The organism is Flavobacterium sp. 270, assembly GCF_004368785.1.
Classification (GTDB): Bacteria; Bacteroidota; Bacteroidia; order Flavobacteriales; family Flavobacteriaceae; genus Flavobacterium.
The window spans coordinates 769,240-785,761 of the sequence record NZ_SODM01000001.1 but is presented as its reverse complement, the minus strand read 5'-3'; the positions used below and the strand labels follow the sequence as shown (position 1 = coordinate 785,761).

The following is a 16,522-nucleotide window of genomic DNA, read 5'->3' as shown; positions in this document are numbered from 1 at the left end:
TTTATGAGTATTCAAGAAACCATTCAAAATTTAAGGAACGAACTTAACCAACACAATTATAATTATTATGTGTTAGATAACGCCACAATTTCTGATTATGATTTTGATATTAAATTAAAAGAACTTCAAGATTTAGAAAGCAAACATCCAGAATTTTTTGATGAAAACTCGCCAACACAAAGAGTAGGAGGATCAATTACCAAAAATTTCAAAACCATTGCGCATCAAACCAGAATGTACTCGCTGGATAATTCTTATTCTAAAGAAGATTTGCTGGATTGGGAAACCCGAATTCAAAAAGTACTCGGAAATGTAGATTTACAATATACCTGCGAATTAAAATACGATGGAGCTTCAATTAGCATTACCTACGAAAACGGAAAATTAGTTCAGGCGTTAACGCGCGGAGACGGATTTCAGGGAGATGAGGTAACCAACAACATCAAAACAATAAAATCAGTCCCTTTACAATTAAAAGGAAACTATCCTCCAAAATTTGATATAAGAGGCGAAATCATTCTGCCTTTTGCCGGATTTGAAAAAATGAATCAGGAATTAATTGAAATAGGCGAAACTCCATATTCAAACCCAAGAAATACAGCTTCCGGAAGTTTAAAACTACAAGACAGTGCAGAAGTTGCAAAACGTCCGCTAGAATGTTTATTGTATTTTGTAACTGGAAACAACCTGCCTTTTTCTTCACAATACGAAGGATTAGAATCTGCCAGAAAATGGGGATTTAAAGTTCCAAACGAAGCCAAGTTGGTTCACAGCATGCAGGAAGTTTTTGAGTTTATAGACCATTGGGATACCCAGCGTCATAAATTACCTTATGAAACAGATGGCGTTGTAATAAAAGTAAACAACTTACATTTTCAAGACGAATTAGGATATACAGCAAAATCGCCGCGTTGGGCTATGGCCTACAAATTCAAATCTGAGCAGGTTTCAACAAAACTAAAATCCATTTCTTATCAGGTTGGGCGTACAGGAGCAATAACTCCGGTAGCCAATTTAGAGCCGGTACAATTGGCAGGAACAATTGTAAAAAGAGCTTCATTGCACAATGCAGATCAAATCGAAAAATTAGACATTAGAATAAACGACACCGTTTTTGTAGAAAAAGGAGGAGAGATCATTCCGAAAATCATTGCAGTAGATTTAGAAAAACGACCAGAAAACTCAGAAGTAACACATTATATTTCCTATTGCCCGGAATGCCAGACAGAATTAGTTAGAAATGTTGGAGAAGCCAATCATTACTGTCCTAATTTTTATGGATGTCCGCCGCAGATTATCGGTAGAATTCAGCATTATATTTCCAGAAAAGCAATGGATATTGAAGGACTTGGAGGCGAAACTGTGGCTTTACTTTTCAAAAATGGTTTAGTTCATAACTATGCTGATTTATACGAATTAAAAGTAGCTGACATTTTGCATTTAGAAAGAATGGCGCAAAAATCTGCAGAGAATTTAGTAAATGGAGTTCAAAAATCAAAAGAAATTCCTTTTGAGAGCGTATTATTTGCCTTAGGAATTCGTTTTGTAGGCGAAACTGTTGCAAAAAAACTAGCCAAACATTATAAGAATATCGACGCATTAAGCCAGGCTTCTTTAATGGATTTAATTTTAGTGGATGAAATTGGAGAAAGAATTGCAAAAAGCGTTATCGAGTTTTTTGAAAATGAAGAAAACAGAATTATAATAGAACGTTTAAAAAATCAAGGTGTACAATTTGAAATTGTAGAAAAAATAAACCCCAATGCTACTGAAAAATTCATCGGTAAAACATTTGTCGTTTCAGGTGTTTTTGCTCAATTTTCGAGAGATGAATTAAAGAAAACAATCGAAGATAATGGAGGAAAAGTAGGAAGTTCTATATCCGCAAAAACAGATTTTGTTGTTGCAGGAGACAATATGGGACCAGCCAAATTAGAAAAAGCGAGTAAATTGAATATTCCAATATTGTCCGAAGAAGATTTTATAACCAAATTAAATGAAAGCGAATAAACCGTCTTTAATTTTGTTTTTTTTAGCCTTGCTGTTTACAATTATTTTTGATTGGACACAACAAGATTTCTTGGCAGTTTACGCCAAAGCAATTGTACTGCCTGCCATATTCATTTATTTTTTAATAAGCAGCGAGTTTAAAATTGGCAAAACAGAAGGTTTAATCTTTTTATTTTGTTTCGTAGGCCAGGTTTTTGACCTTATGGATGTTGAGGTTTCAGAAATTGGAGGCGTTTTAAGTTTCATGATTGTGTACCTCTTAATCTTTAAAATATTTATAAGAGAACACGAAAAATTAAAGTTGGCAAAAAAAGATATTCTGCCAACTTCTATAGTTGTAATTTTTATTGTTTATCTGCTGATTTCTGTACTAAGCCTGCAATTCGATAACATGAAAAAGTTTAATATTATTTATACTTTTTACGGAATCGTTTTAAGCCTTATGAGTTATTTCTCGTTTGTAAGCTACATCACAAAAGGTACTCATATTGCATTATTAATGTCTTTAATGGCGATAAGCTATATCTTTTCGGATATATTTTACATTTTCAACGAGTACTTTACCTACTCAGTAGTTCTAGTATTAATACGCGATATCACGCAAATATTAGGCTACTATTTTATGGTCGAATATTTTCTCGAAAAGGCAAAATCAAAACGGAGAAGGCTTATACAACAATAGATTTACCTTGATTCGTGTGTGCTTTATCCTTGTCGAAATAAAAATCAATTCGGCCTAAATTTATACCGTAACATCCAACTTGGTTTACTAGTACATCCTGATTGGCTTTGTTTTTTAAAACAGTTGGTTTGTCCAAAAATGTATGGGTGTGGCCGCCAATAATCAAATCAATATCCTGAGTTAATGCTGCAAATTTCAAATCAGAAATTTTCTTCTCATCATCTTTATATTTATAACCCAAATGAGAAAGGCAGATAACCAAGTCGCATTTTTCCTGTTTTTTCAATAATTGAGTCATTTCCTGAGCAATTTCTACAGGATCGTTATAAACTGTTTCCTTATACATTTGTTTGTCAACCAAACCAGCAAGCTCGATACCAACACCAAAAACACCAACCTTAATACCGTTTTTATTAAAAATCTTATACGGTTTTACAAGCCCGTTCATCACGGTATTTTTAAAATCATAATTAGAATTAATGAACTCAAAAGTGGCATGAGGCATTTGCGCATACAAACCATCAAGACCATTATCAAAATCATGATTTCCAATAGTAGAAGCATCATACTTCATCATGCTCATTAACTTAAACTCAAGTTCTCCGCCGTAATAGTTAAAATACGGAGTTCCCTGAAAAATGTCACCCGCATCAAGCAAAAGTACATTTGGGTTTTCTTTACGGATACTTTCAATTAAAGCTGCACGACGCGAAACACCGCCTTGATTTGGATTACGCGGATCATCAGCCGGAAAAGGATCAATATGGCTGTGAACATCGTTTGTATGTAGAATGGTTAAATGTTTAATATCTTCAGTTCCAAAACTGCTCAAAGACAAACCTAAACTTAATAAGGCAGTACTTGCAGCTGTTTTTTCGATAAAATCTCTTCTTTTCATTTTGTATATTTTTTGCGGAAACTATATAATTGGGTGCTTTTTTGCCACGAATTTCACAAATTTCGCTAATTTTTTTCGTGTCAAACGAAAACATTAATTCGTGTAAATTTGTGTAATTCGTAGCAAACTTTTTTATTCTTCTGTAATTCTAATATCTTTTGTTACCGGAATCGTGTCAACCTCTTTAAAATAATCAATCAACACATTTCGAAGTTTATAGTTTAAATCAAATTTCTGAACATTTTTGGCAAAGAAACTCATGTTGTCACCGCCATTAGCCAGATAATCGTTTGTGGCAACATAGTAAATTTTGTTGATGTCAAGAGGTTTTCCCTGAACCAGAATATTTTTTGCCGTATTAGCTTTCGTAATTGTAAAAGTCATTCCAGATAATGGCTGCGGTTTTTTCTCCTTAATAATATAAGCAGCTATATCTTCAATTTGCTGTCCTTTCATAGCAAGAACAACTAAATTGTTTTCAAAAGGCATAATTTCAAAAGCAGTTCTGCTAGTTACATTTCCTTTTGGCAGGATAGCACGAATACCGCCATGATTTAAAAGACATAAATCTATAGTTTTGTTTTCGCGGGCTTTAAAAACAATATTTCCTCTTTGTACGCAGACATCTGCCAATAAGTTTCCAATACTCGTTTGCCATTTTCCAGTGCTTTTGTCCAGTGTTTCAGGACAATATGCCAGAACACTATCTAAATCTCTATTAATATGGTCACGATAGGGCTTAATAAATTTTTCAATTTCCGGAGTTTCATTTGTCTTTTCTGATATCGGAAGTTGCTTTCCTTCTATCTTCGTTAAATTGTAATTTTTCTGACTACAGGAAACTGTAAAAAAAAGTGTTAAGAATATAACAAAAAGTTTTAAAAATCCGTTATACTTTTTTAGTTTTACCATCTTAAATGCGACTTAAATAATTAATTTTGTAATCTGGCAAAAGTACTATGTTTTTAAATTATATAAAGGAGTTTTTTGTAAAAAAAACATTAAATAAAAACCTCAATAATATAAAAAGCGAAGTCTTTACAAGCAATGTTCAAACAATTGGTTTATTGATAGATGAAACAAAATTTCAGCATTCAGAAAAACTAATCGAAACACTAATACAACAGGGAATAGCTCCCGAAAGTGTTAAAATTGCTGTATACAGAGGCAAATTAGAAAAGAAAAAAGTCTACTCAAGACCAACTTTTGATAAAAAAGCAATCGATTGGAAAGGAGAAATAACAGAAGATTTTCTAGAAGAATTTGTCAATACAGAATTTGATCTTTTGATAAGTTATTATGATGCAGAAAAAGCAATTTTAATGCTTGTAACGCAAAAATCAAAAGCTAAATTTAAGGTAGGATTTTCATCAGTAGATAAAAATTTAAATCGTTGGATGATTAATACTGATATAGAAAACTATAAACTTTTCGTTAAAGAACTGTTTAAGTATTTAAAAAATATAAAATAATTATAAAATAGAATATGCAATCATTAATAGGAACTGGTGTTGCACTTGTAACCCCATTTAAAAAAGATTTTTCAGTAGACGTCGAGGCTTTACAGCGTATCGTTAATTTTTCGATAGACGGCGGGATTGAATATCTTGTAGTTATGGGTACAACAGCAGAAAATGCCACCCTTACACAAGCCGAAAAAGAATTAGTTATCACCACAGTTATTGATGTAAATAAAGGAAGATTACCTTTAGTACTTGGTGTTGGCGGTAATAATACTATGCAGATTGTAGAAGAATTAAAGACAGGAGATTTTAGCGCTTTTGATGCTATACTTTCTGTTTCACCATATTACAATAAACCAACGCAAGAAGGGATTTATCAGCATTTTAAAGCCATTGCAGAAGCATCTCCAATTCCTGTAATTTTATACAATGTTCCGGGAAGAACAGCCAGTAACATGTTGCCATCAACGGTAGTACGTCTGGCAAATGACTTTAAAAATATTGTAGCTATCAAAGAAGCAGCAGGAGATATGGCGCAGGCTTTACAGATTATAAAAAATGCACCAAAAGATTTTCTTGTAATTTCTGGAGACGATATGATCGCTTTACCAATAGTTTTAGCCGGTGGAGCAGGAGTAATTTCTGTAATTGGACAAGGTTTTCCGAAAGAATTTTCAGAAATGATTCGTTTAGGATTGAATAGAAAAGTAAATGAAGCATTTAAAACACAATACTTTTTTTCTGATTGTATTGATATGATTTTTGAGCAGGGAAACCCAGCAGGAATCAAGCAAATCTTTCAAGCCCTTGGTATTGCTGAGAATACTGTGCGTTTGCCATTGGTAACAGTAGATGATTCTTTAGCAGAAAGATTGAACGAATTTGTAAAAAACAGCATTAAATAAGAGTAAATTTGACGGTATTTTATTATACCAAAAAATATTTTGTAGTAGCTAAATTAATAACTAAATTTGCCACCGGAACTTCGGTGTGATTTTGCTTTGGCATAATTGTCTAAGAAATCATAATAAATAAGAAAATGAAAAAAATAGTATCTCTATTAATTGTTGTTGTCCTTTTTTGTTCTTGTAGCGATTACCAAAAGGCATTAAAAAATGAAGACGTTGCAGCGAAGTTTGATGTGGCAACAAAAATGTACGATGCAGGAAAATACAATAAAGCAATTCGTCTTTTTGAGCAATTAGCGCCAACATATAGAGGTAAACCTCAGGCTGAAAAGCTTTTTTATATGTTTTCACAATCTTACTACAAAACAAAACAATATTATTTAGCAGGTTATCAATTTGAAAGTTTTGTTTCAGGATATCCTCGAAGCGAAAAAGTACAGGAAGCAGCATTTTTAGGCGCTTACAGTTATTCAAAATTAGCACCTGTTTACAGTTTAGATCAATCAGATACAGTAAAAGCATTAGAGAAATTACAAGCTTTTATAGACAATTATCCAAACTCAGAATACATTGCTCAAGCCAATGAAGTTGTAAAGGTTTTAAACGGAAAACTAGAGAAAAAAGCATACGAAAATGCTAAAGGATACAATACAATTTCAGACTACAAATCAGCATTAATTGCCTTTGATAATTTTATCGCTGATTTTCCTGGAACACCATTTAAAGAAGATGCCTTATTTTACAAATACGATTCGGCATATCAATTAGCAATAAACAGTATTCCTTCAAAAATGCAGGATCGTTTAAACGTTGCAAAAGTGTCTTATGCTAACTTAATAAAGTTTAAAGCAGACACAAAATACAAAAAACAAGCAGACGAAATGAATGCTAGAGTGGAAACAGATTTACAAAAATTTACTAAATAAAATAAAGTCATGGATTTAAAAAAGACGAATGCTCCTGTAAATACAATAACTTACAATAAAACAGTTATTGAAGAGCCAACAGGAAATGTGTATGAAGCAATCACAATTATGGCTAAAAGAGCAAATCAAATTAATTCTGAAATCAAAAAAGAATTAACTGAGAAATTAGAAGAGTTTGCTACTTACAATGACAGTCTTGAAGAAGTTTTTGAAAATAAAGAACAAATTGAAGTTTCTAAATTTTACGAAAAATTACCAAAACCACACGCTCTAGCTGTTCAGGAATGGTTAGATGGTAAAACATACCACAGAGGTTCAAACAAATAATAGTACAATGTCAGTTTTAAACGGTAAAAAAGTTTTACTAGGAGTTTCTGGTGGAATTGCAGCCTATAAAACAGCCCCATTGGTACGACTTTTTATAAAAGCAGGTGCACATGTCCAAGTGATAATGACACCTGCTTCTAAGGATTTTGTAACCCCGCTTACCTTATCTACATTATCAAAAAATCCCGTACATTCCAGTTTCTTTAATGAAGATAATGAAGACGCTGTCTGGAACAATCATGTTGAGTTGGCACTTTGGGCTGATTTCATGATAATTGCTCCGGCAACGGCCAATACATTGTCTAAAATGACAACAGGAAACTGCGATAATCTTTTGATAGCAACCTATTTATCTGCCAAATGTCCTGTTTACTTTGCGCCCGCAATGGATTTGGATATGTATAAACATCCTTCTACAATTTCTAGTTTTAATGCCTTAAAACAGTTTGGAAACATAATGATTCCTGCTGAAAATGGAGAACTGGCAAGTGGCTTATCTGGAGAAGGCAGAATGGCAGAACCAGAAAATATTATCGCTTTTCTCGAAGCCGATTTAGAAAGCAAATTACCTCTTAAAGGAAAAAAAATACTCATTACTGCCGGACCAACTTACGAAGCAATAGATCCTGTACGTTTTATAGGAAATCATTCTTCCGGAAAAATGGGTTTTGATATTGCCAATCAGGCAGCAAGTTTAGGAGCACAGGTTATTTTAGTTGCCGGGCCTACACACTTTAAAGTAAAAAATACTTCGATTGAAGTAATAAATGTAGTTTCTGCACAAGAAATGTACGATGCCTGTCATCTGCATTTTAATGATGCTGATGTGGCAATTGCCGCTGCGGCAGTGGCAGATTACAAGCCAAAAGTAGTAGCTTTGCAAAAGATAAAAAAAGCTCCGGACGAATTTTCGATTGAACTCGAAAAAACCAAAGATATTTTATCTTCATTAGGAGCAATCAAAAAAAATCAGTTTTTAATTGGATTTGCTTTAGAAACAGAGAATGAAATTGAAAATGCTAAGTTGAAAATTCAGAAAAAAAACTTAGATTTGATTGTTCTAAATTCGTTGCAAGACGAAGGTGCAGGTTTTAAAAAAGAAACCAATAAAGTTACCTTTATTGATAAAGATTTTAAAATCGAACCAATGGAATTAAAATCAAAAGAATTTGTAGCTGTTGATATTTTAAACAAAGTGATTTCTTACTTTTTGAAATCATAAAGTTTTAAAATCTGCGTTAATGCATCAATAGAAAATTCTAATGATGATTAAAAATAAAATATTCTCGCGTGCTATGAATAAAATAGTTACTCTTTTACTACTCTTGATTGTTGGCTCTGCACAAGCGCAGCAGCTAAATTGTACAGTAACTATAAATACGGAAAGACTTCCAAATCCAAATCAGCAGGTTTTTAAAACATTGCAGACTTCTTTGTCTGAATTTGTGAATAAAACAGATTGGACAGGAGTTGCCCTAAAACAAAACGAACGTATTAACTGCTCAATGTATATTACATTGTCCTCAAATAGTTCCGATCAATTTACCGGAACAATTCAGGTACAAGCGTCCAGATTGATTTATAATTCAACATATTCTTCGCCAATTCTAAATTTTAACGATAAAGATTTTAATTTTAGATATACAGAATATGAGCCATTATTGTTTAATCCAAGTACTTTCGACTCTAATCTTGTATCTGTAGTTTCTTTTTACAGTTATTTAATTTTAGGAATAGATGCAGATACATTTCAACAAGCAGGAGGAACTCAATATCTTGAAACAGCACAAAATATCGCCAACGTTGCACAGCAAGGCGGTTTTAAAGGCTGGAGCCAGTCAGATGGACTTCAAAATCGTTATTATTTGATAAACGATATGGTTTCGCCAACTTATAGTGATTTACGTCAGATCATGTTTGCATATCATACAGGATTAGATGGAATGAGTGCAGATTTAAAAACTTCAAAAGAAAAAATTAAAGCTTCTTTATTAAACATCGCCAAGTTAAATGCAGTTAAACCAAATGCTTTTTTAACCCGTGTCTTTTTTGATGCAAAATCAGACGAAATTGTCTCTATATTTTCTGGAGGGCCAAATATTCCGGTTACAGACTTAACAGATGTTTTAAATAAAGTTTCGCCATTAAATACCACCAAATGGTCGCAGATTAAATTTTAATTGTCAAGCACCATCATTCTTTACTAACCTTCTATATTTATAAATTTTCCTCATGATTACTTCACTGTCGATTAAAAATTATGCTCTGATAGAAAAACTTGCTATAGATTTTTCAAAAGGTTTTTCTATAATTACAGGTGAAACAGGCGCAGGAAAATCTATCATTTTAGGTGCAATTGGCCTTGTTTTAGGAAAAAGAGCAGACCTTACTTCTTTAAAAAATAAAGAAGAAAAATGTGTAATCGAAGCGCATTTTGAAATTTCTAAATACAACTTAAAAGAGTTTTTTGAAGCGAATGATTTAGATTATGAAGACGATACGATCATTAGACGTGAAATTTTACCTTCTGGAAAATCTCGTGCCTTTATAAATGACAGTCCCGTTAATCTTCAGGAATTACAGGATTTGAGCTTATTTTTGATTGATATTCATTCGCAGCAGCAAACTCAGGAATTGTCAGATGAAAGCGTTCAGTTCAAAATAATTGATGCCATTGCAAACAATGCTGAAACTATTGTTTTATATCAAACGTTGCTAAAAGCATACAAATCAGATAAATCTAAAATGAATGCTTTGTTGAAAAAACAAAGTGATTCTGGAAAAGAGCAGGAATACAATACTTTTTTATTGAATGAACTGGTTTCGGCTAAATTAAAATCAGGAGAACAAGAAGAACTTGAAGTTGATTTTGAGAAACTGAATAATGTCGAAATCATCAAAGAATCTATTGATAAATCTTTGGCAATTGCTAATGAAGAACAATTTGGTGTTTTTCATAATCTAAACGAAATCAAAGCTTCTTTACAAAAAATAGCGACTTTTTCGCCAGAATATCAAGCTTTATTTGATAGAATAACAAGCGTTGCAATTGAGTTTGATGATGTTTCTAAAGAATTGCAAAACAGTTCAGAAAAATTATTAAACGATCCGGCGCAATTAGAAATTGTAAGCCAAAAACTGCAATTAATATTTAATTTACAGAAAAAGCATAACGTAAGTTCGGTTGATGAATTGCTTCAAATTCAGACTGATCTTGGAAATATTCTTCTTGAATTAGATAATATGGATGAAGATATTGCTGTTTTATCAAAAGCAATTGATGAAAAAGTGATAGAATTAGATCGTTTTTCTAATACAATACACGAAAATAGAATAAAAGCAATTCCGGTTTTATCAAATCAATTAATTGCTATTTTAGAAACATTAGGAATGCCAAATGTTCGTTTTAAAATGGAACTTCTGCCATCAGAAACCTATTTTCAAAACGGAAAAGATGAATTGCAATTTCTATTTTCTGCCAACAAAGGAACAGATTTTGGTTTGCTGAAAAAAGTAGCTTCAGGAGGAGAAATGTCACGTATTATGCTGGCTGTAAAAGCAATTTTAGCACAATATTCTAAACTTCCAACTTTAATTTTTGACGAAATTGACACAGGAGTTTCTGGAGAAATTGCGATTAGAATGGGGGAGATCATGAAAGAAATGAGTAGTAAAATGCAGATTTTTGCGATAACGCATTTGCCACAGATTGCTGCAAAAGGAGATTCTCATTTTAAAGTTTTCAAATCAACAACAGACGACGATACACAATCAGAATTAAAGCTTTTATCTCAGGACGAAAGAGTTATAGAAATTGCTCAAATGTTATCTGGAGCAGTAGTTTCTGATTCGGCTTTAAATCACGCCAAAGCCTTGTTGAACTAAAGAAATACTTTATATTTGTGATCTAAAAACGAGTTAAACAAAGGTAAATAAGTTAATTAATTGTCTCAACGGACAATTGCTATATTAACGAATAAAAAAGAAAATATGATTATAGAACCTAGAATGAGAGGCTTTATTTGCTTGACAGCCCATCCAAAGGGAGCAGAGCAAAATGTTAAAAATCAAATCGAATATGTAAAATCAAAAGGAACAATTGCCGGTGCTAAAAAAGTATTGGTAATTGGGGCTTCAACAGGTTTTGGATTAGCGTCAAGAATCACAAGTGCTTTTGGATCTGATGCATCAACTATCGGAGTGTTTTTTGAAAAGCCGCCAGTTGAAGGAAAAACAGCTTCTCCAGGCTGGTATAATTCTGCAGCATTTGAAAAAGAAGCTCACAAAGCAGGTCTATATGCAAAAAGTATCAACGGAGATGCTTTTTCAAATGAAATAAAAAGAGAAACTCTTGATTTAATTAAAGCTGATTTAGGACAAGTAGATCTTATAATTTACAGTTTGGCTTCTCCAGTACGTACAAATCCTAACACAGGTGTTACGCATCGTTCGGTTTTAAAACCAATTGGACAGACTTTTACAAATAAAACAGTTGATTTTCATACAGGAAAAGTTTCTGAAGTTTCTATAGCTCCTGCAAACGAGGAAGATATCGAAAACACAGTTGCTGTAATGGGTGGTGAAGACTGGGCAATGTGGATTGATGCTTTAAAAGCAGAAAATTTATTAGCTGATGGCGCTGTTACAGTTGCTTACTCTTATATCGGGCCTTCATTAACAGAAGCAGTTTACCGTAAAGGTACAATTGGTCGTGCAAAAGACCATTTAGAAGCTACAGCTTTTACAATTACAGACAGTTTAAAATCTATAGGAGGAAAAGCATACGTTTCTGTAAATAAAGCATTGGTAACACAAGCAAGTTCTGCAATTCCGGTAATTCCGTTATATATTTCTCTTTTGTATAAAATTATGAAAGAAGAAGGAATTCACGAAGGATGTATCGAGCAGATTCAGCGTTTGTTTCAAGACAGACTTTACAATGGATCTGAGGTTCCTGTAGACGATAAAGGAAGAATCAGAATCGACGATTGGGAAATGCGTGATGATGTTCAGGCGAAAGTGGCTAAACTTTGGTTAGACGCTACAACTGAAACGTTGCCAGAAATAGGAGATTTAGCTGGGTATAGAAATGATTTCTTAAACTTATTCGGATTTGAGTTTGCAGGCGTTGATTATAATGCAGAAGCAAATGAAGTTGTTGAAATTGAAAGCATCAAATAAACAGCATTATTAAAGGATTACAAAAACCATCAATCAAAAATTGATGGTTTTTTTATGAATATAGCCTATCTTTGTTAAAATTTTGAAATTTAAAAAATTGCCACTTTAATACGCAAACCCTGTTATGATTTTTTCTTTAATTATACCCGTGTATAATCGCCCGGATGAAGTTGATGAACTTTTAGAAAGTCTCACAAAATCTGATTATAATGAAGCTTTTGAAATTGTTCTTGTTGAAGATGGATCTTCAATTCCGTGCAGAGATGTAGTAATGACTTATGATGGAAAGCTTAATATTTCGTATTATTTTAAAGAAAATTCAGGCCCGGGAGATTCAAGAAATTTCGGAATGCAGAAGGCAAGGGGAGATTATTTTATCATTTTTGACTCAGACTGCATTATTCCGCCTAATTATTTAACGGAAGTTAGAAAGGCGTTAAATGAGAAATATGTTGATTGTTTTGGAGGTCCTGATAAGGCGCTCGATAGTTTTTCTGATATTCAGAAAGCGATTAATTTTGCAATGACTTCCTTTCTTACAACAGGAGGTATTCGTGGTGGTTCTGAGAAGATTAACAAATTTCAGCCGCGCAGTTTCAACATGGGAATTTCTAAAAAAGCCTTTGAAGCTTCAAAAGGTTTTGGAAATATCCATCCAGGAGAAGATCCCGATTTGTCAATCCGTTTATGGAATTTAGGTTTTGAAACCCGATTGTTTCCAGAAGCTTATGTATATCACAAACGCAGAATTGACTGGGAAAAGTTTTCGATACAAGTAAACAAATTTGGTAATGCTAGACCTATTTTAAATAGCTGGTATCCAGAACATAATAAGCTTACTTTCTTTTTTCCTACGGTCTTTATGTTAGGATTATTATTAGCTTTTTTATTGTTAATTTTCAATATTGATATTTTATTACAATTATATTTTGTATATTTCGTTATAATTTTTCTTACAGCAAGTATTCAAAATAAAAGCATTAAAATTGGATATCTTTCTGTAATTGCAGTAGGAAAACAATTTTATGGTTATGGTATAGGATTCTTAGAATCATTTGTAAAAATTATTTTACTAAAAAGAAAACCACAAGAAGCTTTTCCTCGTATGTTTTTTAAAATCTAGTATGACAAAAATTATTGGCTTGACAGGCGGAATTGGCAGTGGTAAAACAACGATAGCTGATTATTTTAAAGAATTGGGTGTCCCTGTTTATATTGCCGATGATGGAGCTAAAAGAGTAATGCAGTCTGAAAGTATTATCAAAGAATTAAAAAAGGCTTTTGGGGAGTCTTTATTTGATGATAATATTTTAAACAGAGCAAAAATGGCTGAAATTGTTTTTAATGATGCTGATAAATTAGCAAAATTAAATTCATTGGTTCATCCTGCTGTTATCGATGATTTTAAAAAATGGGTATCAGAAAAAAAAGAATACGAATATGTAATGTATGAAACCGCGATTTTATTTGAAAGCGGCCGATATAAAGAATGCGATGTAATTATTACCGTTACTGCCCCAGAGGAGGTAAGAATTGAAAGAGTTTTAAAAAGAGACAATACCACTCGTGAACAGGTCTTAAGCAGGATGAATATGCAGTGGAATGATGAAAAACGAATTTCTTTAAGCAATTTTGTTATTAATAACGACAATCTTAAAATTGCTAAAGAAGAAGTTGTTAAAATTCTTAAAATTTTAAATATAAAACAAAATCAGTCTTAAATGTTAATATTTGGTTAATGTATTATTTAGTATATTGTTAAAATATTAATTTTGTTTCGATGAATAAATTATTTTTTAGAATACTTGTTTTACTGATGAGCTTGTCCTTAATAGGGATAATATTAGTTCAAGTATATTGGTTCAACTCGTCTTTTAAAAATAACGACGAACAGTTTAAATATCATGTTACTCAAGTTATTGGTAATGTTGCCGATAAGTTGGAACAACAAGAAGAATATAGCTTTTATGATAAGTATAATAGAATAAAAGACAGCACAGGTAAAATTCCAAAAAAAGAAGATTTACTTGAAGTTCTTTACGTTCAGAGAAATACAAAAACAAACAAGACAATTGTTTATTCTAATACACTTACCTCAGAAGATTACGATGTAAGCGGATCGCTTTTTAATAAAAAATTCAGCAGCGAAAGATTTAAAAATTTTAGCTCAAAACGAGTAACAGAAGTTTATAACAACAATAACGGTATTGATAATAATTCCTTAGGGCAGACAATCATACCAGATCTTAAAATTGAGAAATCAGGTAGTTTAGATATATTAAACAAAGTACAGCAACAGATTCAGTACAAAGATATTGCTTCCTTAACCCCAATAGAAGGAAGAATTACAAAAGATAAACTTCAAAAACTGCTAAAGAAGGAACTGGAAGAATACGGTGTAAACACCAAATTTGAGTACGGTGTACTAAACAGTGGTTTAGCGACAAAAGTAAGATCTAATGGTTTTCATTACGATAAAGATGCAAGTTACCACGTGCCTATTTATACCGATAATGAAGGAAATAGTAAATATGAATTATTTATTACGTTTCCCCATAAAAAGAAATTTTTGTTATCAGAATTGTTAAGCATTACGATCCTGTCAATAGTTTTTACATTAATTATAATTGTAGCTTACACTAGTGCATTAAATCAATTATTACGTCAAAAGCATATTTCTGAAATCAAGACCGATTTTATTAATAATATGACGCATGAGTTTAAAACACCAATAGCAACGATAAATTTAGCACTTGATGCGATAAAAAATCCTAAGATTATTGAGGATAAAGAGAAAGTTTTTCGCTATCTTCAAATGATCAGAGACGAGAATAAAAGAATGCATGCTCAGGTAGAAAATGTCCTTCGTATTTCTAAGTTAGAAAAAAGAGAATTAGACATTACAAAAGAGCCTACAGTAATACACGATATTATTGACGATGCAATAGAGCACGTAAATTTAATATTAGAAGACAGAAAAGGAACCGTTGTAAGGCATTATAATGCCGCCAGAACAACTTCTTTAATAAACGAAGTGCATTTTACAAATGTGTTGGTAAATATTTTAGAAAATGCCATAAAATATTCTCCAGATGCACCTAAAATTGAAATTTTTACAGAAAATGTCAAAGACATGATTCTGATAAAAGTAAGAGATCATGGTTTGGGTATGAGTAAGATAGCTCAGAAACGAGTTTTTGAGAAATTTTACAGAGAACATACAGGAGATTTACATAACGTAAAAGGACATGGTTTAGGTCTGGCGTATGTAAAAAGAATAGTTGAGGATCACAACGGTCAAGTATATGTTGAAAGCGAAAAAGGAAAAGGTAGCACCTTTATAATAAAAATACCATTAATAAATTAAAATATGGAAAATACTAACAAAAGAATACTTTTAGTAGAAGATGACCTAAATTTTGGCGCTGTTCTTAAAGATTATCTAATGTTAAATGACTTTGAAGTTACTTTAGCTAAAAACGGTATGGAAGGTTTCGAAAAGTTCAAAAAAGATGTATATGATTTATGCATTCTGGATGTAATGATGCCTTATAAAGATGGTTATACTTTAGCAAAAGAAATTAGAGAGAAAAACAGTGAAGTGCCTATTATCTTCTTAACGGCAAAATCGATGAAAGAAGATGTCTTAAAAGGATATAAAGCAGGTGCTGATGATTATTTGAATAAACCTTTTGATTCAGAAGTTTTATTGATGAAAATCAAAGCAATCATTCAAAGAAAATCTGCTGATACAAAAGCAGAACAAGTTCAGTTTGAATTTAATATTGGTAAATTCCACTTAAATTCAAAATTGAGATTCTTAACTTTTGAAAATGATGAACCAATAAAATTATCACCAAAAGAAAACGAATTGCTAAAAATGTTAATCCTTCATGAAAATGATTTAATGCCAAGAGAGTTAGCATTAACTAAAATCTGGAGAGATGATAACTATTTTACTTCAAGAAGTATGGACGTTTACATCGCTAAACTTAGAAAATATCTAAAATCTGATGAAGATGTAGAAATTCTAAATATTCACGGAGAAGGTTTCAGATTGGTTGTAAAAAGCAAAGTAACTGAATAACGAATTCACCTAAAAAAATATAAGCTCTGAGAAATCAGGG

16 protein-coding genes are annotated in these 16,522 nt (G+C 32.2%); 14 read left to right on the top strand and 2 right to left on the bottom strand.

The annotated features are described in order from the left end of the window. The first annotated feature begins 3 nt into the window (after positions 1-3). Together ligA and EV144_RS03375 are read left to right on the top strand one after the other, a co-directional pair. A complete protein-coding gene (gene ligA, locus EV144_RS03380; RefSeq protein ID WP_134146187.1) occupies positions 4-2,010 on the top strand; it encodes an NAD-dependent DNA ligase LigA in 2,007 nt (668 codons plus the stop codon). Then, positions 1,997-2,692, top strand: a complete 696-nt coding sequence (locus tag EV144_RS03375) for a lysoplasmalogenase family protein (RefSeq protein WP_134146185.1) — start codon at positions 1,997-1,999, stop codon at positions 2,690-2,692. Before ligA ends, EV144_RS03375 begins: the two co-directional genes overlap by 14 nt. Here EV144_RS03375 and EV144_RS03370 read toward each other — a convergent pair. Together EV144_RS03370 and EV144_RS03365 are read right to left on the bottom strand one after the other, a co-directional pair. Then, the gene (locus EV144_RS03370; RefSeq protein ID WP_134146183.1) at positions 2,679-3,590 is read right to left on the bottom strand and encodes a bifunctional metallophosphatase/5'-nucleotidase; all 912 of its coding nucleotides are present in this window, start codon (positions 3,588-3,590) and stop codon (positions 2,679-2,681) included. The two genes, EV144_RS03375 and EV144_RS03370, sit on opposite strands and share 14 nt — an antisense overlap. 132 nt (positions 3,591-3,722) lie before the next feature. Further along, positions 3,723-4,502 (bottom strand): 5'-nucleotidase C-terminal domain-containing protein, encoded by a 780-nt coding sequence (locus tag EV144_RS03365; RefSeq protein WP_134146181.1) that lies wholly within the window; start codon positions 4,500-4,502, stop codon positions 3,723-3,725. Positions 4,503-4,549: 47 nt separating this feature from the next. Here EV144_RS03365 and EV144_RS03360 point away from each other — a divergent pair, with 47 nt between their 5' ends. The 12 genes from EV144_RS03360 to EV144_RS03305 all read left to right on the top strand — a co-directional run bounded on the left by EV144_RS03360 (position 4,550) and on the right by EV144_RS03305 (position 16,482). Further along, complete coding sequence (locus EV144_RS03360) at positions 4,550-5,062, top strand: DUF6913 domain-containing protein (RefSeq protein ID WP_134146179.1); 513 nt, start codon at positions 4,550-4,552, stop codon at positions 5,060-5,062. 14 nt (positions 5,063-5,076) lie between these two features. Further along, positions 5,077-5,958: a 4-hydroxy-tetrahydrodipicolinate synthase gene (dapA, locus tag EV144_RS03355; protein ID WP_134146177.1), complete on the top strand. Its 882-nt coding sequence runs from the start codon at positions 5,077-5,079 to the stop codon at positions 5,956-5,958. A gap of 134 nt (positions 5,959-6,092) precedes the next feature. Beyond that, positions 6,093-6,887, top strand: coding sequence for an outer membrane protein assembly factor BamD (locus EV144_RS03350; protein WP_134146175.1), 795 nt, complete (start codon positions 6,093-6,095; stop codon positions 6,885-6,887). A gap of 9 nt (positions 6,888-6,896) precedes the next feature. After that, entirely contained in the window at positions 6,897-7,214 is a 318-nt protein-coding gene (locus EV144_RS03345) for a DNA-directed RNA polymerase subunit omega (protein WP_007807938.1), read from the top strand. A gap of 7 nt (positions 7,215-7,221) precedes the next feature. Continuing rightward, positions 7,222-8,436 (top strand): bifunctional phosphopantothenoylcysteine decarboxylase/phosphopantothenate--cysteine ligase CoaBC, encoded by a 1,215-nt coding sequence (gene coaBC / locus EV144_RS03340; RefSeq protein WP_134146173.1) that lies wholly within the window; start codon positions 7,222-7,224, stop codon positions 8,434-8,436. Positions 8,437-8,509: 73 nt separating this feature from the next. Beyond that, a complete protein-coding gene (locus EV144_RS03335; RefSeq protein ID WP_134146171.1) occupies positions 8,510-9,394 on the top strand; it encodes a DUF4835 family protein in 885 nt (294 codons plus the stop codon). Between the two features lie 52 nt (positions 9,395-9,446). Continuing rightward, entirely contained in the window at positions 9,447-11,099 is a 1,653-nt protein-coding gene (recN, locus tag EV144_RS03330) for a DNA repair protein RecN (RefSeq protein ID WP_134146169.1), read from the top strand. Positions 11,100-11,204: 105 nt separating this feature from the next. Further along, a complete protein-coding gene (gene fabV / locus EV144_RS03325; protein ID WP_134146167.1) occupies positions 11,205-12,395 on the top strand; it encodes an enoyl-ACP reductase FabV in 1,191 nt (396 codons plus the stop codon). Positions 12,396-12,519: 124 nt separating this feature from the next. Then, positions 12,520-13,518, top strand: coding sequence for a glycosyltransferase (locus EV144_RS03320; protein WP_134146165.1), 999 nt, complete (start codon positions 12,520-12,522; stop codon positions 13,516-13,518). Between the two features lies 1 nt (position 13,519). Then, complete coding sequence (coaE, locus tag EV144_RS03315) at positions 13,520-14,116, top strand: dephospho-CoA kinase (RefSeq protein WP_134146163.1); 597 nt, start codon at positions 13,520-13,522, stop codon at positions 14,114-14,116. A gap of 59 nt (positions 14,117-14,175) precedes the next feature. Continuing rightward, the gene (locus tag EV144_RS03310) at positions 14,176-15,762 is read left to right on the top strand and encodes a sensor histidine kinase (RefSeq protein ID WP_134146161.1); all 1,587 of its coding nucleotides are present in this window, start codon (positions 14,176-14,178) and stop codon (positions 15,760-15,762) included. A gap of 3 nt (positions 15,763-15,765) precedes the next feature. Further along, complete coding sequence (locus EV144_RS03305) at positions 15,766-16,482, top strand: response regulator transcription factor (RefSeq protein WP_134146159.1); 717 nt, start codon at positions 15,766-15,768, stop codon at positions 16,480-16,482. The last annotated feature ends 40 nt before the right edge of the window (positions 16,483-16,522 follow it).